This window comes from Hymenobacter sp. YIM 151858-1, assembly GCF_025979705.1.
Classification (GTDB): domain Bacteria; phylum Bacteroidota; class Bacteroidia; order Cytophagales; family Hymenobacteraceae; genus Solirubrum.
Genome location: NZ_CP110136.1, coordinates 3,046,873 through 3,066,749 on the forward strand (window position 1 = coordinate 3,046,873; position 19,877 = coordinate 3,066,749).

General features: G+C 62.1%; 17 protein-coding genes. 8 read left to right on the top strand and 9 right to left on the bottom strand.

The features are described from left to right. Positions 1–174: 174 nt before the first annotated feature. Both OIS50_RS13515 and OIS50_RS13520 read right to left on the bottom strand, forming a co-directional pair. A complete protein-coding gene (locus OIS50_RS13515; RefSeq protein ID WP_264691166.1) occupies positions 175–903 on the bottom strand; it encodes a LytR/AlgR family response regulator transcription factor in 729 nt (242 codons plus the stop codon). Next, the gene (locus OIS50_RS13520) at positions 872–1,894 is read right to left on the bottom strand and encodes a sensor histidine kinase (protein WP_264691167.1); all 1,023 of its coding nucleotides are present in this window, start codon (positions 1,892–1,894) and stop codon (positions 872–874) included. The genes OIS50_RS13515 and OIS50_RS13520 overlap by 32 nt, the downstream gene beginning before the upstream one ends. 269 nt (positions 1,895–2,163) lie before the next feature. On the opposite strand from OIS50_RS13520, the gene OIS50_RS13525 reads away from it, so the two are divergent. Beyond that, positions 2,164–3,078, top strand: a complete 915-nt coding sequence (locus OIS50_RS13525) for an ABC transporter ATP-binding protein (protein ID WP_264694381.1) — start codon at positions 2,164–2,166, stop codon at positions 3,076–3,078. Next, positions 3,075–6,695, top strand: a complete 3,621-nt coding sequence (locus tag OIS50_RS13530) for an ABC transporter permease/M1 family aminopeptidase (RefSeq protein WP_264691168.1) — start codon at positions 3,075–3,077, stop codon at positions 6,693–6,695. The genes OIS50_RS13525 and OIS50_RS13530 overlap by 4 nt, the downstream gene beginning before the upstream one ends. Positions 6,696–6,843: 148 nt before the next feature. On the opposite strand, the gene OIS50_RS13535 is transcribed toward OIS50_RS13530, so the two are convergent. Further along, positions 6,844–7,626, bottom strand: a complete 783-nt coding sequence (locus tag OIS50_RS13535) for an MBL fold metallo-hydrolase (protein ID WP_264691169.1) — start codon at positions 7,624–7,626, stop codon at positions 6,844–6,846. A 249-nt stretch (positions 7,627–7,875) separates the two neighbouring features. On the opposite strand from OIS50_RS13535, the gene OIS50_RS13540 reads away from it, so the two are divergent. From OIS50_RS13540 to OIS50_RS13555, 4 genes are all read left to right on the top strand, one after another. After that, positions 7,876–8,592 carry a DUF434 domain-containing protein gene (locus OIS50_RS13540; RefSeq protein ID WP_264691170.1) on the top strand — a complete coding sequence of 239 codons (717 nt, stop codon included), beginning with the start codon at positions 7,876–7,878 and terminating at the stop codon, positions 8,590–8,592. 150 nt (positions 8,593–8,742) lie between these two features. Continuing rightward, positions 8,743–9,447, top strand: coding sequence for a RibD family protein (locus tag OIS50_RS13545; RefSeq protein WP_264691171.1), 705 nt, complete (start codon positions 8,743–8,745; stop codon positions 9,445–9,447). A gap of 354 nt (positions 9,448–9,801) precedes the next feature. Next, the gene (locus OIS50_RS13550; RefSeq protein ID WP_264691172.1) at positions 9,802–10,755 is read left to right on the top strand and encodes a DUF6597 domain-containing transcriptional factor; all 954 of its coding nucleotides are present in this window, start codon (positions 9,802–9,804) and stop codon (positions 10,753–10,755) included. Next, a complete protein-coding gene (locus OIS50_RS13555) occupies positions 10,752–10,922 on the top strand; it encodes a hypothetical protein (protein WP_264691173.1) in 171 nt (56 codons plus the stop codon). Before OIS50_RS13550 ends, OIS50_RS13555 begins: the two co-directional genes overlap by 4 nt. Before the next feature lie 84 nt (positions 10,923–11,006). Here OIS50_RS13555 and OIS50_RS13560 read toward each other — a convergent pair whose 3' ends face one another. The 6 genes from OIS50_RS13560 to OIS50_RS13585 form a co-directional block, all read right to left on the bottom strand. Continuing rightward, the gene (locus tag OIS50_RS13560; RefSeq protein ID WP_264691174.1) at positions 11,007–13,310 is read right to left on the bottom strand and encodes a T9SS type A sorting domain-containing protein; all 2,304 of its coding nucleotides are present in this window, start codon (positions 13,308–13,310) and stop codon (positions 11,007–11,009) included. Positions 13,311–13,552: 242 nt separating this feature from the next. Continuing rightward, complete coding sequence (locus OIS50_RS13565) at positions 13,553–14,197, bottom strand: sterol desaturase family protein (protein ID WP_264691175.1); 645 nt, start codon at positions 14,195–14,197, stop codon at positions 13,553–13,555. Between the two features lie 71 nt (positions 14,198–14,268). Then, a complete protein-coding gene (locus OIS50_RS13570) occupies positions 14,269–14,952 on the bottom strand; it encodes a shikimate kinase (protein WP_264691176.1) in 684 nt (227 codons plus the stop codon). Positions 14,953–14,958: 6 nt separating this feature from the next. After that, complete coding sequence (locus OIS50_RS13575) at positions 14,959–16,020, bottom strand: ABC transporter permease (protein ID WP_264691177.1); 1,062 nt, start codon at positions 16,018–16,020, stop codon at positions 14,959–14,961. An 87-nt stretch (positions 16,021–16,107) separates the two neighbouring features. Beyond that, complete coding sequence (locus OIS50_RS13580) at positions 16,108–17,211, bottom strand: BT_3928 family protein (protein ID WP_264691178.1); 1,104 nt, start codon at positions 17,209–17,211, stop codon at positions 16,108–16,110. Between the two features lie 27 nt (positions 17,212–17,238). Next, positions 17,239–17,805: a DUF1599 domain-containing protein gene (locus OIS50_RS13585; RefSeq protein ID WP_264691179.1), complete on the bottom strand. Its 567-nt coding sequence runs from the start codon at positions 17,803–17,805 to the stop codon at positions 17,239–17,241. A gap of 145 nt (positions 17,806–17,950) precedes the next feature. On the opposite strand from OIS50_RS13585, the gene folP reads away from it, so the two are divergent. Continuing rightward, on the top strand, positions 17,951–18,832 hold the full coding sequence (gene folP, locus OIS50_RS13590) for a dihydropteroate synthase (RefSeq protein ID WP_264691180.1): 882 nt from the start codon (positions 17,951–17,953) through the stop codon (positions 18,830–18,832). A gap of 4 nt (positions 18,833–18,836) precedes the next feature. After that, positions 18,837–19,682 carry a diadenylate cyclase CdaA gene (gene cdaA, locus OIS50_RS13595; protein WP_264691181.1) on the top strand — a complete coding sequence of 282 codons (846 nt, stop codon included), beginning with the start codon at positions 18,837–18,839 and terminating at the stop codon, positions 19,680–19,682. Positions 19,683–19,877 lie beyond the last annotated feature (195 nt).

Sequence of the window (19,877 nt, forward strand, 5' to 3'; positions counted from 1 at the left end):
AACAGGTGCGGCAAGCGCGCACCACGGCACCCGTGCTGCGCAATTCCTTCAAAGGCACGGCTGGTTTGCGCCAAATTCCTGTTGCAATGCCCCTCTTCAGCCACTGCCTGATACCCATGCGCTGATGACACTGGCTGCTGCCTGGAGGGCAAAGAATACCAAGCGCGATTTGCCCTACTGCCAGCCCCGCAGCAGCTTGTAAAACGCGTCGGCGTAGGTGTCGCTGATGGGGATGATCTGGTCGGCAATCTGAATTCGGTTTTTCTCGATGTGGTCAATTTTATCAATGGCGACTAGGAATGAGCGGTGCACGCGGGCGAAGTCCTGAGCGGGCAGCAGCTCCTCGAGCTTGGCAAAGCTCAGCAGCGTCATGATCTTCTCATCCGGGGTATGAATCCGTAAATAGTCTTTCATGCCCTCCACGAAGAGAATATCCCGGGTAGCCACTTTCTGAATGCGGTGGCCAACTTTCAGAAACAGGTACTCCTGCTCGTTCCGGCTATCGGCTCTTTCTACTGATTTGTGCGGGGTATACCTAGGACTTTGCTCCTGGTACAGGCGCAAAACGCTTCGGTAAAACCGCTCGAACGTGAAAGGCTTCAGCAGGTAGTCCCGCACCTCCAAGTCGTAGGCCTTCAGCGCGTACTGGTCGTAGGCGGTGGTGAGGATGATCAGGGGTTTGGGGCTGAGCATCGGGATGAAGCTGAGCCCGTCCAGATCGGGCATGTTGATGTCCAGAAACAGCAGGTCGGGCTGGTCGGCCTTCAGCGGCGCGGCGGCCTCCAAGGGGCTCATGAAAGTGCCTTTCAGCTCCAGAAACGGGACTTTGCGGATGTATTCCTCCAGGATTTCCTGGGCCAGGTGCTCGTCCTCAATGATGTAGCAAGTGAGCTTCTCTTTCATGCGCCGGTGCGTGGAGGCCGTGGATGGTGAGCGTGACCGTAAAGGTGTTGCCCGCGTCCTGAATGGCAAGCGTGTGCTGATCGGGATACAACAATGCCAGCCTTTTCCGGACGTTGGGCAAGCCGATGCCGCCGGGTTCCTGCAGCGTAGCAGCCTGTCGGTTGCCGATGGGGTTCTGCACGCTGAAGGTCAGGTTGCCGGCTGCTACCTCCAGGCGCACTTTCAGGTCGCCGGGCCCGAGGCGGGCGGGGCTGTGCTTGTAGGCGTTTTCCAGCAGGTGAATGAACAGCAAGGGGGCAATGGAGCAGGCTTCAACATCTCCCGCCAGCTGCAGGTCGACCACCGGGTTGCTCCGGTACCGAAGCTGCTGCAAGCTCACGTAATCATGCAGGTAATCCATTTCCCGGGCCAGCGGCACCGTGGCCGCATTCGACTCATAAATCATGTAGCGCATCAACGAGGCCAGGTGCATCAGCGCCTCCGGGGCCGCGGGGGCTTGCTTGTATACCAGCGTGTGGATGTTGTTGAGGGTATTGAACAGGAAGTGCGGGTTGATTTGCGACCTCAGGTAGTGCAGCTCCGCCTCCACGGCCTGTTTCTCTAGCTGCTCTTTCCGGATGGTGTTGAGCACCAGCGTCTCGGTGACGCGGGCCAGCCAGCTCAGGAAGAGAAAGACGACGGCCGTAACGAGGTGCATCATGTACTGCCCAAAGTCGAACGGCTTTTGGTAGAAAAGGAAAAAAGGCAGCGGCCCGGTCAGGCCGATGCCCGGCAGCCGCAGCCAATAACCACGTCCTTTCGGCCTGCCGGAATACTGGGTTAGCAGGTAGAAATGGCCGTAAAAAACGTACAAACAGGTGGCTATAAACCCTTTGGTGGTGCTCACCCAATGGGCGTCGCCATCCGTGCTCAGCTGCAAGCCGACCAATAAGGTGAATAAGACCCAGACGACGAGGTGAATCAGCCAGAAGATTCGTTTGACGCGCTCCATAGCACAAAGGTGGGTTTTGCGGCGGTGGCCGGCGCCGGCGCCTCGACCAGTTGCCCGGGCTAATCTACGAGCGGGGCAAAGCAGCCGGCCAGCGCATTGGCGGAAGCAAAGCCCCGATTGGTCGATTACTTCGCGGCGCCAGCATATCCGTTTTCATCTTCCGATTTGGCAAGTGTTGCTTCGACCTGAAAGAGAAAGCATCAACCTAGGTGCTTTCCTCATTTCAACATACGAACCGAAGCCAATCAGCTAACATGGGAATGCACCCGTTGGTCCTTACTATCCGCAACGTCTCCAAACGATATGCGAATGGCGTTCAGGCATTGGATAATGTGTCGCTGGATATTCCGCCGGGCATGTATGGCTTGCTCGGCCCGAACGGCGCGGGCAAGAGCACGCTCATGCGTACGCTCGCCACGCTGCAGCAGCCCGATACCGGCACCATCCACCTAGGCGACATCGATGTGGTGCACCAGCAGGAGGCGGTGCGCCAAACGCTGGGCTACCTGCCCCAGGAATTCGGCGTGTACCCCAAAGCCAGTGCGGAGGAGCTGCTCGACTACTTCGCGGTGCTGAAAGGCATTACCAACCGGGCGCTGCGCCGGGAAACCACCGAGGCCTTGCTGCGGCAAACCAACCTGTGGGACAAGCGCAAGCAGAAGTTGGGCGGCTTTTCGGGCGGCATGAAGCAGCGGTTTGGCGTAGCTGTGGCTTTGCTGGGCAATCCTAGGTTACTGATTGTGGACGAGCCCACGGCCGGCTTGGACCCGGCCGAGCGGGTGCGCTTCCTGAACCTGCTGAGCGAGCTGGGCGAAAACAGCGTGGTCATCCTCTCCACCCACATCGTGGAGGACGTGGCCGAGCTGTGCACGCGCATGGCTATCATCAACCACGGCCGGATTTTGCTCGAAGCCGAGCCGCTGCGCGCCGTGGAGCAGCTGCACGGCCGCATCTGGCGCAAGCTCACCGATAAACAGAGCCTGCCGACGCTGGAGCAGGAGCACCAAATCATTTCGGCTAAGCTGCTGAGTGGCCGCACCTTGGTGCACGTGTTCAGCCCGGAAACGCCCGGCCACGGTTTTGAGCCGGTGGCCCCTGAGCTGGAGGATGTCTATTTCAGTGCCCTGGCGGGCTGCTTCGGCCCGGCCAGTCGGCAGCTGCAAGCGGAGGAGGTAGCGCTATGATGCTGCGACGGATTTTCGCGCTGGAGTTCCGCTACCAGCTGCGCCGGGCCGCTACCTGGCTCTACTTCGCAGTGATAGGGCTTATTGCGTTTCTCATTGTCACGGCCAATTACCTCTCCGATGCCCAGGAGGGCTACTTTCTGGTCAATGCGCCCATCGTCATTGCCACGGTGGCGGTGTTGTGCAGCGTGTTTTGGCTCTTGATCGGGGCCTCCGTGGCGGGCGACGCGGCGGCGCGCGATGTGCAGACCCGCATGCACCTGCTCACCTACACCGCCCCTACCAGCAAAGCCGACTACCTGGGCGGGCGGTTACTGGCGGCCCTCGCCCTCAATGTGCTCGTGCTGCTGGCCGTGCCGGCGGGCCTGCTGCTGGCCCTGCACGGCTCCGGAATCGAGGCCGAGTTGCTGGGGCCGTTCCGCGCGGCGGCTTACCTCACGGCTTTTTTCTTTATCGTGTTGCCCAACGCTTTTTTCGCCACGGCCATTCAGTTCTCGGTGGCGGCGCTCAGCCGCCGGGCCATCGGCAGTTACCTGGGCGGCGCGGCCCTGTTTGTGGCGGCCTACGTGGTGGGGCAGGCGTTGCAGCACCAAGGGCAATGGGGCAATCTGATTGACCCCATGGGTTTTACCCCGATTATGGGCCATATGTCGAGCTGGAGCCCCCTGGAGCTGAATGCGCGCCTGGTGCTATTAGAAGACACGTTTCTCCTCAACCGCCTCCTGTGGCTGGGCGTCTCGCTGGGCATGCTGGCGTTTACCTATTCGCGCTTTCAGCTCGTGCTGCCCGAAGCCGGCCAAAAACAAACCCTAGGTCAGCAGCCACAAGCAACGGTGGCCGACCAGGAGCTGATCGACCACAAAACCGCCAAGGCCCTGCCGCCAACCCGGGGCACGTTTGGGCTGGCTACGCGGCTGCACCAGTTGCGCCTGCTTACCTCGACGGCCTTTTTGCAACTCGCCAAAAGCAAGGCCGGCCTGCCCCTGCTGGGTTTGCTGGCTTTGGCGGTGGGCTTGGCCGCCCCCGGCAACCTGAAGGCCCGAGGTGTGCCCTTGCTGCCCCGCACCGATTTTGTCGTGGATTACCTGACCGCGCCCATCACGCAGCCCGACAAGTTCTGGGTCATCATCGGGGTGCTCATCATTTTCTACGCCGGGGAGCTGGTGTGGCGGGAACGGGAAACCGGCCTGAGCGAAATAGCCCACGCCGCGCCGGTGCCCGAATGGGTGCAGCTGCTGAGCCGGTATTTGGCCCTGGAGCTGGTGCTGGTGGCGTGGCTGGCCTTTCTGCTGATGGCCGGCCTAGGTGCGCAGGCAGCCATAGGTGGGTTCAAGCCCGAAATCGGGCTGTACGTGCCGGTGCTGTTCGGGCTGCAGCTGCTGGATTGCCTGCTCTTTCCCTTGCTGGCCCTGGCCGTGCACGTGCTGCTGAACCAGAAGTACCCAGGGCACCTAGTGGCGCTGCTGGCTTACGGGTGCCTCGTCTTTGCCCCGAAACTCGGCATCGAGCACAAGCTGCTCATCTATGCCGCCAGCCCAGGCTGGACCTATACCGACATGGCCGGCTTCGGGCCGACGCTGGCGCCCTGGCTGTGGTTTAAAGGCTACTGGCTGGCGTGGGGACTGTTGCTGGCGGTGGTGGCGGTGCTGTTTTGGGTGCGAAGCCGGGAAACCAGTGTGGCCGCCCGCCTGCAGCTGGCGCGGCAGCGCTTTACTGGCTCGTTGGCCCGGGTGGCGGCAGCGGCTACCGGCGGCATTTTGGTGGCCGGCGGTTTTATCTTCTACAATACCAACATACTGAACGACTACGCCAGCACTGCCGACGCGGAGGCGCAGCGGGCCGACTACGAACACCGCTTCCGCCGCTACCAGAACCGGCCCCAGCCCCTGCTGGCCGGCGTAAACCTAGGGGTAGAGATATACCCCAAGCACCGGGCGGTGCAGCTAGAGGGCACCTACCTGCTGGTAAATAATCATCAGGGGCCTATCGACTCGGTTCTGTTAGCAACGGGGACGGGTGGCGTCGAAACCTCCTTGGTTCATTTCGACCAGCCAGCCAAGGAAGTGCTCGTAGACGCGGAGCACGGCCAGCGCATCTACGCCCTGGCGCAGCCTCTGCCTCCCGGCGATTCGCTGCGCCTGCGCTTTCGGGTATCCTACCAGGCGCGGGGTTTTTCTAACAACGGCGCCGACGCGCAGGTGCTGGCAAACGGCACCAGCTTCCGCAACATGGAGTGGCTGCCCGTCATCGGCTACCAGCCCTACCGGGAGCTCGACGAGCCTGGCGCCCGCAAAGCGCACGGCCTGGCACCCAGGCCCGCCACGGCCTCGCTCTACAACGTGGCAGCGCGCCGCTACGCCCCGTTTGCTGAGCAGATCAGCTTTGAGGCCGTTGTGGGTACCGATGCCGACCAGACAGCAGTGGCGCCGGGCACCCTGCGCCGTACCTGGCTTAAAAACGGCCGTCGCTACTTTCATTACGCCACCGACGCGCCCATCCGGAATGAGTACGCCTTTTTCTCGGCCAATTATGCGCTGCAGGAAGGCACATGGCGCAACCCCTCGGCAAGCGCAAAGCAAGAGGTAGCCATTCAGGTTTACTACCCGCCGGGCCCGGCAGAGAACCCCGCGCGGATGATCCGCAGCGCCCAGGCGTCGCTGCACTACTACTCCCGGCAGTTTGGGCCCTACCCGCACCGGCAGCTCCGCTTTGTGGCCCACCCCAGCTACGCCTTCGGCCACCATGCCGCGCCTATCGACATCACGGCCGAAGAAGGCTTTTTTTTGCTGAACCCGAAGGCTGACGAGCGGGGCTTTGACCTGGTAACGGCCGTGGTGGCGCACGAGGTAGCGCACCAGTGGTGGGGCAACCAGCTCAAGCAAGCCTACGTGGAGGGCGCGGGCCTGATTACCGAAAGCCTGGCGTGGTACTCGGCCATGGGCGTGCTGGAGGACCAATATGGGCCCGAGCACCTAGGGGCGCTCCTGCGTTTTCTGCGGGAAGAAAACGAAACCCCGCGCACCCGCGCCGCCAAGCCCCTGCTGCAGGCCGACGGCTTTTACCAGAACTACCGCAAAGGCCCCCTGGCGCTGTACGCGCTCAGCCAGTACATGGGCCGCGACCGGGTAAACCACGCGGTGCGGAGTTTGCTGGCCAACCACCGCCCCGGCACGCTGCCCCGGCCTACCTCGCTGGACCTCTACCGAGAGCTGCAGGCGGCCGCGCCCGACTCGCTCCAGCCGCTGCTCCGCGACCTGTTCGAGGTCAATACCTTTTGGGAGCTGGCCACGAAAACCGCCACCGCCAAACAGACCCAAGCCGGCACCTGGCAGCTGACGCTCACCGTGCAGGCCACCAAGCTGGCGGTGGACAGCGCCGGCACCGAAACCAATCTGCCGATGCAGGACTGGGTGGAAATCGGCGTATTCACGCCGGCCGAAGCCGGTAAGGAGTTCGGCAAGCAGCTTTACCGGCAAAAGCACCTAATCAAAGCGGGCCGGCAGACCATTGTGCTGACGCTGCCCGGCCGCCCCGCCAAAGCCGCCGTTGACCCGCGCCGTTTGTTCATTGACTGGAAGCTCACGGACAACGACAAAATGGTAAAGCTTGCCCAGTAGTTATGATTGGGCCACCCGTTAATCGGCCGCCTAAACAAGCAAAAGCGAGCAGCCAATTGGCTGCTCGCTTTTGCTTGTTTCAACAACGTTTCGCCTCAGTGCGGCACCGCTGATACAACGCAGCCTGCAGCATATCAGAGGCGCGGCCTTACTTAGCTGCGGGGTACCAATTGCGCAGGCGCACATCAATCTTCTTGTTGCCCGCGCCGACGGTTTTCTGGAACGCAGCCACGTCGCTTAGCCCGTTTTGGCCGCGGTAATGGTAGGGGTACACAATGCCCGGCCTGAACGCCAGTACGCCTTGCGCGGCTTGCTGCACATCCATGGTGTAAGGCAAGTTCATGCACACGAAGGCCACGTCGATGTTCTTAAGGGCGCGCATTTCGGGTATGTCTTCGGTGTCGCCGGAGAGGTACACGGTTTTGCCGCCCAGGCCCAGCACGTAGCCGTTGCCGCGGCCCTTGGGGTGCATGGCGTCGGCCGCTTCGGGCAGGTTGTACATCGGAATGGCCGACACCGACAGGCCCAGCGTATCGAGCCGTTGGCCGTTGCCGAGGACGCGCACCTGCGGTTTGTACGCGGTCGGCAGCTTATCGGCCACCGCCTGCGGCACCACCAGCAGCGCCTTGCCGGCCGCGAGGCCCGCCAGCGTTTTTGGGTCGAGGTGGTCGCCGTGAATGTCGGTAATGAGGATGACATCGGGGGCAGCCAGCCCCGCGTACGCTTCTGCCCCGCCGGCGGGGTCAACGTAAATCGTCTTCCGGTTCCAGCTCAGCACCACGCTGCCGTGCGCAATGGGCTGCACCGTGAGCGGACCTTGCTTGGTGGCAATCTGATCGGCGGCTGGGCGCGCGTCGGGAGCGGCGGTTTGGGCCGGTGCCTGCGTGGCAACAGCCGCCAGCGCGGCTGTGAGTACGAGGGTATATTTCATAGGAATTTGCTGCTTACCGGGTACAACGTATCGGCGGGTGTGTGTGTGCTGCTTGCCTGCTGCCCGAGCAAAAGTGCCCGGCGCGGCAACCGGCACAATAACCGAAGCGCCCCGCACAAGTTCAGATCAGCGGGCAAGCAAGCCCTAAGCCCAATGTGCGCTACCCGGCCGATGCGCCGCCTTGTGGGTGCCAGCAGGGTTTCTTATGCCGAAGACCTAGGGCAAGCCGGTTTGCGTACAGCGTTACCTATGCGCCCTGCCGATACCCGCCACCGTGGCCCCCACCCTGCCGACGCCAACCTGTTTGCGCCCGAGCGAATACCGGTGCTGCGCCGTGCGGTTGCGGAGCTGTCGTGGCTGCTGACGCGCGGATACCCGCCCAGCGCGACCCTGAAGCTGGTGGGCGACCGGTACGCCCTCACCGAGCGCCAACGCGCGGCGGTGGGCCGCGCCGCCTGCACCGACGAGCAGCATCACCAACGTGCCCGCACGCAGCTACCCGCCGCCGACCTAGGCGGCCAGCCTATTGCCATCGATGGCTTCAACCTGCTTATTCTGCTCGAAACGGCCCTGAGCGGCGGGGTGGTGCTGCGGGGCCGCGACGGCGCCCTGCGCGATTTATCGAGCATACACGGCACCTACCGCGCCGTGCAGGAAACCGACCGGGCCATTCGGCTGACGGCTGCCGCGCTGGCTGCCCTAGGTGCCGGGCCGGTGCGCTGGCTGCTCGATCAGCCCGTTTCGAACAGCGGTAGGCTGGCCGCGCGCCTGCGCGACCTGGGCACCGAACTCGGCCTGCCCTGGACGGCCGAAGTGGTGCCCAACCCCGACCGCGTGCTGGCCGACACCACGGATGTCGTGGTAACCTCCGATTCGGAAGTGCTCGACCGCGCGGGCTCCTGGCTTAACCTGGCCGCGATTGTACTGAAAGAAGCGCCTCCGCGCTGGCTCCTCGATTTGGGCTGAGCGCTGCCGGTATTCTCTGCATGCCGCAATTGCCCGCAAGCACGGCACCGCCCGCCTTGCCGGGCGCATGGCTGGCGAAGCCCGCCTCGTTTTTCTGACGGCATACCTCTGCCTTTTCGGCCTACGACGACCGCGCCCGTATACGCTTCCATGAAACGACCCCACGTTATTTGCCACATGATGTCCTCGGTGGACGGGAAGATCCTGTCGGCCAACTGGCAGGACGAAACCCTGTTCAACACCTTTGCCGGGTATTTCGAGAAGTACCACGAGACGTTCATCAGCCAAGCCTGGATGTGCGGCCGCATTACCATGGAGCGCGACTTTTCGGGCGGCGTGCAGCCCGACTTGCTGCCCGCCCCGCAGCCCATTGCGCGCAAGCCATTTATCGGCGATTCGAACGCGGCCTCCTTTGCCATTGCCGTCGACCCGCACGGTAGGCTGGGTTGGGAAAGCAACACCACAGGCGGCGACCACATCATTGAGGTGCTCACTGAGCAAGTAAGCGACGAGTACTTGTACTACCTGCAGCGCCAGCGTATTTCCTACCTGTTTGCTGGCCCCACAACCGTCGATTTTGCCTCGGCACTGGAGCAGCTCGCCTCGCTCTTCCCTATCCAAACGCTGATGCTGGAAGGCGGCGGTCATCTGAACGGCTCATTGCTGAACGCCGGACTGATTGACGAATTAAGCTTGCTGCTGCTGCCCATTGCCGATGGCACGCCCAAATCGCCAACCACCTTCGAAGTCAGCGAGTACCTGACCAAAGGGCCGGCTACGCGGCTGAGGCTAAGCCAGGTGCAGCAACTCGACAACGATGTGGTGTGGTTGAAATACCGGTTTGCCCAAGCCTAGAAGGAAAACTGCCGGGTAGGCTTGCGCTCCTGGCGGAATGACACTCACGGGGCATGGGGCTTGCCGGACTGCTTTGGTGTTGGTGTACCTAAGGGCTGACCTTCGCCCTCCGCAGCTCCTACCAGCAACGGCATCCTTTTTGCAGATGCTGTTTCATTCGTTTTCGGCAGCACTGCCGACATAGCTCCACCTTAAAACCCCGGCTCCGTGAGCCGGGGTTTTATTTTGCCCTTTGGTGGCCGGCGGCGCAGGCCGCACAAGCCAGGCACTTGCTTGCCTGTGCCGCTGCAAACAATTACACGCCGGGCGTGTACTGCAATCAGAAGCTCTTCGCCACACCAGAAAACTTCGGGATTGAATTTGCTTACCTCGCAGCCGGGAACCGTGCCGCCGGCGGCTGCCCTACAGCCATTTGTGGTTGGCTACGCCGACCTGTTTGTGCCCTTGCCGCAGCACCAAACCTATGCGGCCCGCATTGTGCCGCTAGGGTGCCCGGCCATTGTGCTTTTTTACGAAGGCCAGGTACGGATTACCGATGGCCCAAACGCCCATGAGCTGGCTCCGCCCGCGGGCTTTGTGGGGCAAATTACCCGCAGCAGCGGCAACGAGTACACCGGTACCACCCGGGGGTTTGCGGTGCAGCTGGCCCCGGCCGGCGCTTACGATCTGCTGCGCTGCGAGGTGCACCGCTACCAGAACACCACGGTGCCGCTGCACCACGCCCTAGGTGCGCAACTGGCCAGTGGCATTGCGCGGCAGCTAGGGCCCGGCATGGACTTTGCCAGCCGCTGCGCCGCCGCCGATGCCTTCTTGCTGCATCACCTGGCCATTCAGCAAGCCACGCTGGGGCTGGGCGGGCGGGCCGCCGCCATGCTGGTGCGCAGCCAAGGCCAGCTCGCGGTAGAGGAAGTAGCCAGGCAGCTGGAGGTATCGGTGCGCACCCTGCTGCGGCACTTTTCGCGCGAAGTAGGCCTGTCGCCCAAAACGTTTGCCCGGCTGGTGCGCTTTCGGGCGGCGCATGCCTACCTGCAGGCCCCCCCACGCCACCTTGGCCGAGGCCGTGCTGCGCTTTGGCTACGCGGATGCGGCGCATTTGGCGCGCGACTACCGCCACTTTGCCGGCGAAGCACTCCGGCCATACCAAACCGTGCGCAGCAGCATGGGTGCCCAAAGCGCCCCGTAGGGCTGGGCCGCCTCCCTAGGTGCCGCCCCAACCTTTTGCCACCAGGGTTAGTATGCGGAAACAACAACGGGCGCCCAAGTGTGGCGGCCCGCATTTACACGGTTTCCCTTCCCCTACTGTCATGAAACGCAATCTTCCTTGGCTGCCGCTGGTGCTGTGCCTGCTGCTGCTTCCGCTTACGGGCTGCGAGTTGGTCGGCGATATTTTTAAAGCCGGCGCCTACACGGGCATCATCGTGGCGGTGCTGCTGATTATTCTGGTGCTGTGGGTGCTGCGCCGCTTTCGGCGCTAAGCACCTGGGCTTTTTTTAACGCACAAGGCCGGTTCTGAAGCAGAACCGGCCTTGTGGTTTATGGCACGACGTTGGGCGCGCAAACTATTGCTTAAGCACGCGCACCGTTTGCACACCCGTGGGCAGCGCCACCTGCACCAGGTACACGCCCGCCGGCTGCTGCCCTAGGTCGAGGGAGGCGCGCGCAGCGCCGGCAGCCCACTGCACTTGCTGCACCTTGCTGCCCACCACCGAGTACACGCTCACCTGCGCCGGGGCGCCCAGCTCGGCATTGGCAAACAGCTCGAAGCGGCCGTTCGTGGGGTTGGGCACCGCCGTAAGGGTTGCGCCGCCCGCGCAGCGTTTGCAGGCCTCCACTACCACCACCGGCGAGTAAGCCGTGGTGCCATCCGCGTCTTCCTGCCGCAAACGGTAGTAGCTGAGCACCGGCAGCGCGGCCGCATCGAGGTACTGGTAGGAGCGCACAACCGTGGAGTTGCCAGCCCCGGCTACCGCACCCACGGCCTCAAACTGCCGGCCATCGGTAGAGCGCTCTACCACAAAGCGGCGGTTGTTTTTCTCGGAGGCCGTTTGCCAAACGCAGCGCACCTCGGCGGCACCCAGGCGCTCGGCCTTAAAGGCCACCAGCTCGACGGGCAGTACCCCGCCCGGGCGCGACGACACCCCGAACGGCGAGAAGCTGGTAATGCCGCTGCGCGTAACGGTGTAGGTAGTGCCCGATACCTCGGCCGGCGTTACCTGAATGCCCGTATCCCAGCTGTTGCGGCTGGTGTTGTAGTGCTCCAGGCGGGCCTGGGCCGGATTGAAGCCTGCAGCGGCATGCGCGCTGCTCCACTCCAGCTGCACGGTAGCATCGGAGCCGCCGGCGTTTTCTTCGCTGATAAACCACGTACGGCGCACGTTGCTGGCATCGAGGGCAGCGCCCTGCCCGGTTTTGCCGCTGTAGTTCGGGAACATGCCCGGGGCTATTTCTACGGCAAACACATCTTCGGAACGCGCCGCCGACTGCTTAATGCGCACGGGGTTGTAGCTGTTGTTGAGCCCCACCGGAAACTCCACAAACTGGCCGTTGGCCTGCACCGTTTGGCGCAGCGCGCCGCCCTCGTCGGCCCGGATGTAGGCATCGGCGCTGCCGCCCGTGATTTTGCCGCCGCGGATCAGGGTCAGGTCGTGCGACGTCAGGCGTACCGTGGGGCTGCCAATAAGCTCGAGGTTGCCGTTGAGCACCGTTGGGCCCGCCAGCGTTTTGGTTCCGCGGCCGTTTAGCACCAGATTGCCGAACACTTGCGCCCCCAGCGTAATGTTGTTATCGTGCACGTACCGCACGGTGCTGGTGTTGGCCAAGCGGCCCAGCAAGGGCACGCCCTGGTTGGCCCGCTGAATCTCAAGCGTGGCCCCGTCGAGCACATCGATGGTCGCATCGATTGCGTTGCCGTTGCCGGTTAGCACCGCCAGCGAGGCGGCCGCGGTACCATCGCCCACGACCACGCGCGAGTTGGTGCCGCTCACCGTCCAGTTGGCACTCAGGCGGTCGTCGGCTACCTGGCTCAGCACGTAAAACGTTTGGCTGTTGGCCGTAAAGCTGGCCGGGGCGTTGCCGGTGCCGTCGCGGTTAGGCGCCCAGCTGGCCAGCTCGTTCAGGTTGCCGGTGCCTTTGTAGTAAAACACCGAGGTTTCGGGCGTTACCACTACATCATCCACCGACAGGCCGTTGCCGTTGGTGGCGTTGTTCAGCTCGTAACGCCAGCGCAGGGCTATTTCGCTGCCGTTGGCCACGTCTACGTTTTGCAGCGTGTAGGTGCGTGTGCGGCGGTTGGCGTCGGAGTTGCCGTTTTTGTTTTCGATAACGGTAGCCGTGGAGGGCGCATCCACGTTCAGGGCGGCTACGTTCTTCCAGTCGTTGGCGCCAGTACCCACCACGCCGCCCATGGCCGAAATGGCGCTGGTGCTGGTTTTGTAGTCGAAGGAAACCTGAGCGGCATCTTGCCGGCCCGAGTTGTACCACTGCTCGATGGCAAACGAAACGGCCAGGTTGCGAATGGTTTGGCCGGTGTTGTTTTTGAAGCGAATGCCCACGTAGCCCGTGCCGCTGGTAGTAAACGACGCCACGCCACCTAGGGCGCGGTCGGTGGCGCCGGCAGTGCCAAAGTGGTAGAAGCTGGCCGTGTTGATGCTGCCGTCGTTGGCCGGTGCCGGCCAAGCCTGCAAGCCGGCGTACTCGATGTACACCCCGGTCAGGGTTGTATTGCTGGTGAACGTGGTTCGGCCGGCCAGCCCGTCGAAGTTTTGGTTGTAGGCCGTAACGGAGCTGAACGTGTGCTGGGCATGCGCACTACCCACGCCTGCGGAAAGCGCTGCCAGCAGCAGCAAGGAGTAAAGTTTGTTCATATAACGGTGGTGATAAAGGGCTTTGGTTGTCCAAAATTAGATTTTATCCCTTCACCTGCACCATTCTAAGCCCAATTGCTTTGCCCTAAGCCAGCACCACGCAACGCCAAGCAAATCAAGGGTTAAGTCATTTTGTTGCAAACCTTGCAACCCAACCGCAATATTCCTGATGAGGTTTGCGCAAATAAAAATGGAAACCCGTTCGGGTTTCCATTTCAGTATTGTTGAGCGGGCCTGGGCGCCTACTTGCGCTTCTCGGGCATGGTGCCGATGATGTGGTCCCAGATGGTAGTGGATACACCAAAAGCTACTTCGTCTTGCCGGTAGTGGTGCTGGGCGTGGTGGTGCCACCAAAACTTCAGGAAGTTTTTGGGCGGGGCATACACGTGGATGGCGTAGTGCACGAACAGGTAGAGCGCGTAGCCAAACACGAAGCCCGCCAGAATGCCCAGGCCCGCGTAGCCGAACACAAAGCGGAAGATGAAAAACAGCAACGACGTGACGAACACCGTCAGGATAGGCGGCATGGCCAGGCGCGTTTTGTCCTTCGGAAACTCGTGGTGCACGCCGTGCATGGTGTACTGAAACTTGGCCTTGCCGGGCGTGTCCGCTTTCATGTGGTACAGAAAGCGGTGCATCAGGTACTCGACCAGCGTAAAGGCAAACCAGCCGGCCAGAAACAACCCGAACGCCGACAGGCCCGTGAGCAGGCCGCGGCTGAGGCCGTAGTAAAGGCTTACGGCCGCTACGGCGAAGAAGATGGTGAGGGGCGCGGCAATGTGCGTGTGCGTCATGCGCTCCAGCACGGGGTTCTCAAACAAACGCGCCGAACCTTTGTGCTTGGGCTTGTGCAGTTGGCCCGACGCAGGAGCAGCCTGTTGTTCCATAAGAGTGGTAGAGGAAGTTGAGGGGGCAAAAGTAGCCATGAACGCACAAACGCCGGGCCACTTATAAGGTTTTAGGCAGTATGCAGAAAACGTGTCAGCAAGTGATGCACGGTTTCGGGGGTGCAAGCCGGGTGCGTGCAGCGGAGTTGGGCCGTGGCGTAAAACCGCTCGCGGGCGGCCAATGTTTGGCGCAGCCGCTGCTCCAGGGCCGCTGCATCGGGCAGGGCGGCCAACAGGGGGCGGGTGGCGGCCGCATGTTGCAAGCGCGCAAGCAGTTCGGGCACCGGTACGTCCAGCCAAAGCGTCAGGCCGGTTTGGGCGAGCAACTCGGCGTTGCCGTGAAAGCAGGGCGTGCCGCCGCCGGTGGCCAGCACCAGGCGCGGCTGCTCGGCTACCACGGCGCGCAGGGTGCTGGCCTCCGCCTGCCGAAAATACGCCTCGCCTTCGGCCGCAAAAATGTCCGGAATGCTGCGGCCCTGGCGCTGCACAATTTCCTCATCAAGGTCGCGAAAGGGCAGGCCGTAGCGCGCGGCCAAGGCCCGGCCCAGGGTGGTTTTGCCCGCGCCGGGCATACCTATCAGGTGAATTCTGAATTCTGAATTGGGAATTATGAATTGCTCGGCCGGGGCTGCGGCGGGTTGGGCCGGCAGTGGCCCTGCCGGGTCGGCGGCGGGTGCCAGGTGGCTGGCGGCAGTTGGGTCCTTAGCAGCTTGGGGCGTCGGCGAACCTAGGGCGCTATTCAATTCAGCATTCATAATTACCTAGCCCAGCTTCACGCGGGGGTCGAGCACGGCGTAGAGCACATCCACGGCGATGTTGATAACCACAAACAGGAAAGCCACGAAGATGGTAGCGCCCATTACCACCGGGAAGTCGAGGTTTTCGACGGCGCGGAGCGTAACGGTACCTAGGCCCTTCCAGTTGAAGATGTACTCGATAAAAAACGCACCCGCCATCAGCGACGCCAACCAGCCCGATACGGCCGTTACCACGGGGTTGAGGGCATTTTGCAAGGCATGATGCAGCACCGTGCGGCGCTTACTGAGGCCCTTGGCCCGCGCCGTGCGCACAAAATCCTGCGACATCACATCGAGCATGGAGCTGCGCGTGAGCTGCACGATTACGGCCAGCGGCCGGATACCTAGGGCAAACGCAGGCAGCACGAGGTTGCGCAGCACCACGTGCGACTCGGCCGTGAACGGGTCCGTCTCGAACAGCTGGCCCGTGAGGTTGAGGCCTGTGTAGCGGCTCCAGTAAAACCCGAACGCCATGGCAATGAGAATGCCGGCCACAAACGACGGCACCGAAATGCCCAGCACCGATACCGTAAGCAGCGTACGGTCGAGCCAGGTGTGGGCCCGCAGCGCCGCCACAATGCCGAAGCCAATGCCCAGCACGGCGGCCAGCAGCATGGCGGCCAAGGCCAGCCACAAGGTGCCGCTGAAGTGGTCGAGCAGGATGTCGAGTACGTCTTTGTTCGATTGGAACGAGCGGCGCAAATAGGGCTTCTTGAGCACCACGGCACGCTCGCCACCCAGGGGCAGCAGCGCAACGCCGCCGTAGCGGGCCACGCTGGCCGAGTCGCGGGGGTGCACACCCACCGGCGACACATCGTTGAGGTAGCCCACGAGCTGCACCGGCAAGGGCTGGTCGAGCCCTAGGTCGGCGGCAATGGCGGCGCGGGTGGCCACGTCGGAGCGCTGGCCGGCCAGCAGGGCCACCGGGTCGCCGGGCAGCACCTGAAACAGCACGAACACCGTAAGCGCCACGCCTACCAAAATCAGCAGGCCGTGCAGCAGCCGGCGGAGGATGAAAAGGAGCATGGGTTTTCAGCTATTAGCTGTCGGCTGTTAACTATTAGCTGTTAGGTCCTAGGCTAAAGGCTAACAGCTGACGGCTAACAGCTTTTATCAAAGCAATTCCTCCAGCTTTTCGCGGTCGGGGATGTCGTGGTAATGGAATTTGCCCCTTACCACGCCGTTCTGCAGCAGCATAAAGCCGGGGTTCGAGCGAATCATCGACTTGAGCACCGTGGCATCGGCGAAGTAGTACTTGCCCGAGAGGTTTACCTCGTGCCGGAACGCGTCGAAGTCGGCCGGGCTGTTGCTGGTGATGATCATCGTCTCGATGTTCTTCTTCGACGAATCGGCCCCGGCCAGGGTAGCGTTGATTTGTTCAAACCGGTCGCGGTCGGCCTTCTCAAGGCCCTGCACAATCAGCAGCAGTTTGTTGCCCTTGAGCACTTCCTGGGTTACGTCGGCCTGGTCGGCGCCCCACACCCGGAAGTCGATGATCTTCGGGCCGTCTTCGGGGTTCAGCGCCACCATCTGCTTAAACTTCCAGGTGGTGTCGGTGGGGTACTCGGTAAACTCCTGGGTTTCGCTGCCCTTCGCCATGATGTACTTGTAGCGCAGCGGCGCCGAGGGCTGCATCAGCTTGCCGATGTTGTTGCCCACCTTGTAGGGCAGGAAATCGAAGTACGGCAAATGACCCAGGGCGTACACCCCGATGCCCACGGCCACCGCCCCGGCAAACGTAATGTACATGGTACCTAGGGTGCCTTTGGCAAACACACGGCGCAGGTAACGCTGGTTCAGGAACACGATCAGCCAGAGCACCAGCAGGAACACATCCTTGCTGAACGACTGCCACGGCGTGAGTTTAATGAAGTCGCCGAAGCAGCCGCAGTCGGTTACCTTGTTGAAGAAGGCCGAGTAGAACGTGAGGAAGGTGAAAAACACCAGCAGCCCGAACAACGACCACAAGGTGAAGCGCAGATTCCAGCGCAGCAGCAGGGCCACGCCCAGCACCACCTCCAACGAGCTGAGCGTGATGCTCAGGGTACGGGCCATACCCTTGAAAGCCAGGAAGAACGAGCCGAAATCGGCGGCAAAAACCTCGAAGTATTCTTCGAGCTTGTAAGCCGTACCGATGGGGTCGTTCAGCTTGATAAGGCCCGAGAAGATAAACAACACGCCGAGCAGCAGCCAGCAGAGTCGAACGAAGGTGCGCATGGGTTAGATGGAGCTTAAGTCAAAGCCTTAAACTGCGGCGGCAGTGGAGGGTTCGGCGGCACCGCGCAGAATTAGCGCAAATACAGCGTAGTTGAGCATGTCGCGGTAATTGGCATCTACGCCTTCCGAAGCCAGCGTGCGGCCCTGCAAATCTTCGATCTGCTTGGTGCGGTGCAGCTTCATCAGGATAATATCGGTGATGCTCGACACGCGCATTTGGCGCCAGGCCTCGCCGTAATCGTGGTTTTTGGCAAACAGCAGGCGGCGGTTTTCGGCCACCTCCTGGTCGTAGGCATCGGCCACAAACGCCGGCTCCAGCTCCAGGGGCGCATCGGTGGGCAGGCGCAGCTGCATCAGGGCAATAACGCAGTAGTTGATGATGGCCACAAATTCATCATCGATAGGCTCTTGCACCAGCTGCGTACCTTTCTCCTGAATGGAACGGATGCGCTGCGCCTTGATGAAAATCTGATCGGTAATGCTGGGCAAACGCAAGATGCGCCACGCCGTGCCGTAGTCGTGGGTCTTGGCCAGAAACAGCGCCCGGCACCGCTCGATGATGCGGTCGTATTGGAGCTGGGTTTGGTCGTTCAACGTGAAAAAGCTATTTTTAGAACAGAGCGGAGGTATTAGGGCTAAGGTCTTAGAACTTTCTTTGCAGGGCTAATGGCGTTGCTCGCGGCAACGCTTTGTTGGTTTCTGCCAAACCCTAATTCCTGCTGTTCTAAGCCCTGAACCCATGAAGGCCCTGGTTGCGCAAGATACGCTATTTCGGGTGAGGCAGACGCTGCGCTGCCCCGGCGGCCGCGTGCTCGATTTGGCCCGCCCGCAGGTAATGGGCATCCTCAACGTTACACCCGATTCGTTTTTTGCCGGCAGCCGCCTGCAGGCCGAAACCGAGCTGCTGCAACGCGCCGAGCACATGCTGCGGGCCGGCGCCACCGTGCTCGACCTAGGCGGCTACTCCTCGCGCCCCGGCGCCGAGGATGTACCTGCCGATGAGGAACTTGCCCGCCTGCTGCCCGCCGTAGAGGCCGTGCGGCGCAACTTTCCGGAGGCTTTCGTGTCTGTGGATACGTTTCGGGCCCGCGTGGCCGAGGAGGCCGTGCAAGCCGGCGCCGACATCATCAACGACATTGGCGGCGGGCTGCTCGACGAGGCAATGTTCGAAACGGTGGCGCGTTTGCAGGTGCCCTACATTTTGATGCACATGCGCGGCACGCCGCAAACCATGACGCAGCTTACCCACTACGATACCGACCTGGTGCAGGAGCTGGTGCGCTACTTCCGCGACCGGGTGGCGGCCCTGCGCGCGCTGTGGCCCGATGCCGACGTGGTGCTCGACCCCGGCTTTGGCTTTGCCAAAACGCCGCAGCAAGGCTACGAGCTGCTGCGCCGCCTGCCCGAGCTGCGCAACATTCTGGATTTGCCGCTGTTGGTAGGACTTTCCCGTAAAACCCTTGTCTGGAAGCCCCTGGGTCTTACGCCCGAGGCGGCTTTGCCGGGCACCCTGGTGCTCAACACCCTGGCCCTGATGGGCGGCGCTAACCTGCTGCGCGTGCACGACGTAGCGGAAGCTGTGCAGCTGGTGCGCTTGGTTCAGAATACTTTAAGCTCGTAATCCCGTGTTTCCTCCCGTCTCCATCGGCTTCCTGCGCATCGGCTGGATCGACGTCGTAGACGTGCTGCTGGTTACGGTGCTGTTTTACCAGATTTACAAGCTGCTTACCGGCTCGGTGGCGCTGCGTATTTTCCTGGGTTTCTTGTCGATCTACCTGCTCTACCTGGTGGTGAAAGCCGCCGGCATGGAGCTGCTGACCACCATCCTAGGTCAGTTTATGAGCGTGGGCGTGCTGGCCGGCATCATCCTGTTTCAGCAGGAAATCCGGCGCTTTCTGCTCAACATCGGCAAGGCCACTTCCTTCGAGCGCGTGCGCATGTTTCCGTGGCGCCGCGAGCAGCAGCAACAGCGCATGAGCGTAACGCCCTTCGTGGAAGCCGCCAAAAGCCTTTCCAGCAAAAACACCGGGGCGCTCATTGCCTTCCAGCAAGCTTCGGACCTGAAGTTCTACGCCGAAAGCGGCGACTTGCTCGACGCTGCCGTGAGCAAGCGCCTGCTGATGAGCATCTTCAACAAAACCTCCCCGCTGCACGACGGCGCCGTTATCGTGGCTGGCGGCCGCATCAAAGCCGCTCGCTGCATCCTGCCCGTCAGCGAAAATCCCGACGTGCCCGCCTCCATGGGCCTGCGCCACCGTGCTGCCATCGGCCTTTCGGAAGTAACCGACTCGGTGGTGCTGGTGGTGAGTGAGGAAACCGGCCAGATGTCCATCGTGCGCGGCGGCGAAGTGTACCGCAACCTCTCGGGCCAGGATTTGCGCGCCAAGCTCAACGAGTTCCTGTTCGATGCTATGCCGCGTACGGGCGCAGGTACTACGTCGGCCCGCTCGGCAGCAGAGGTAGCAGCTTAGAATTTTACCTAGGTGTTTACACGCGTTCTTTACCGTTGGCTAGCAGGGGCAACACTCCTTGCCAATAGCGGATTAGCCTGTGGCCAGATAATGAGTGGCCAACCTGCGAAAAAGGGACACACTACGTGGTTTAACACGTACATGGGCCGGCGCCCGCAAGCCTGGTTTGAGACGAAGGCGCCGCTTACAACTGAA

Coding starts and splice junctions, on each gene's coding strand:
- OIS50_RS13515 (WP_264691166.1), bottom strand. CDS start 903: ATGAAAGAGAAGCTCACTTGCTACATCATTGAGGACGAGCACCTGGCC.
- OIS50_RS13520 (WP_264691167.1), bottom strand. CDS start 1,894: ATGGAGCGCGTCAAACGAATCTTCTGGCTGATTCACCTCGTCGTCTGG.
- OIS50_RS13530 (WP_264691168.1), top strand. CDS start 3,075: ATGATGCTGCGACGGATTTTCGCGCTGGAGTTCCGCTACCAGCTGCGC.
- OIS50_RS13535 (WP_264691169.1), bottom strand. CDS start 7,626: ATGAAATATACCCTCGTACTCACAGCCGCGCTGGCGGCTGTTGCCACG.
- OIS50_RS13540 (WP_264691170.1), top strand. CDS start 7,876: ATGCGCCCTGCCGATACCCGCCACCGTGGCCCCCACCCTGCCGACGCC.
- OIS50_RS13545 (WP_264691171.1), top strand. CDS start 8,743: ATGAAACGACCCCACGTTATTTGCCACATGATGTCCTCGGTGGACGGG.
- OIS50_RS13555 (WP_264691173.1), top strand. CDS start 10,752: ATGAAACGCAATCTTCCTTGGCTGCCGCTGGTGCTGTGCCTGCTGCTG.
- OIS50_RS13560 (WP_264691174.1), bottom strand. CDS start 13,310: ATGAACAAACTTTACTCCTTGCTGCTGCTGGCAGCGCTTTCCGCAGGC.
- OIS50_RS13565 (WP_264691175.1), bottom strand. CDS start 14,197: ATGGAACAACAGGCTGCTCCTGCGTCGGGCCAACTGCACAAGCCCAAG.
- OIS50_RS13570 (WP_264691176.1), bottom strand. CDS start 14,952: ATGAATGCTGAATTGAATAGCGCCCTAGGTTCGCCGACGCCCCAAGCT.
- OIS50_RS13575 (WP_264691177.1), bottom strand. CDS start 16,020: ATGCTCCTTTTCATCCTCCGCCGGCTGCTGCACGGCCTGCTGATTTTG.
- OIS50_RS13580 (WP_264691178.1), bottom strand. CDS start 17,211: ATGCGCACCTTCGTTCGACTCTGCTGGCTGCTGCTCGGCGTGTTGTTT.
- folP (WP_264691180.1), top strand. CDS start 17,951: ATGAAGGCCCTGGTTGCGCAAGATACGCTATTTCGGGTGAGGCAGACG.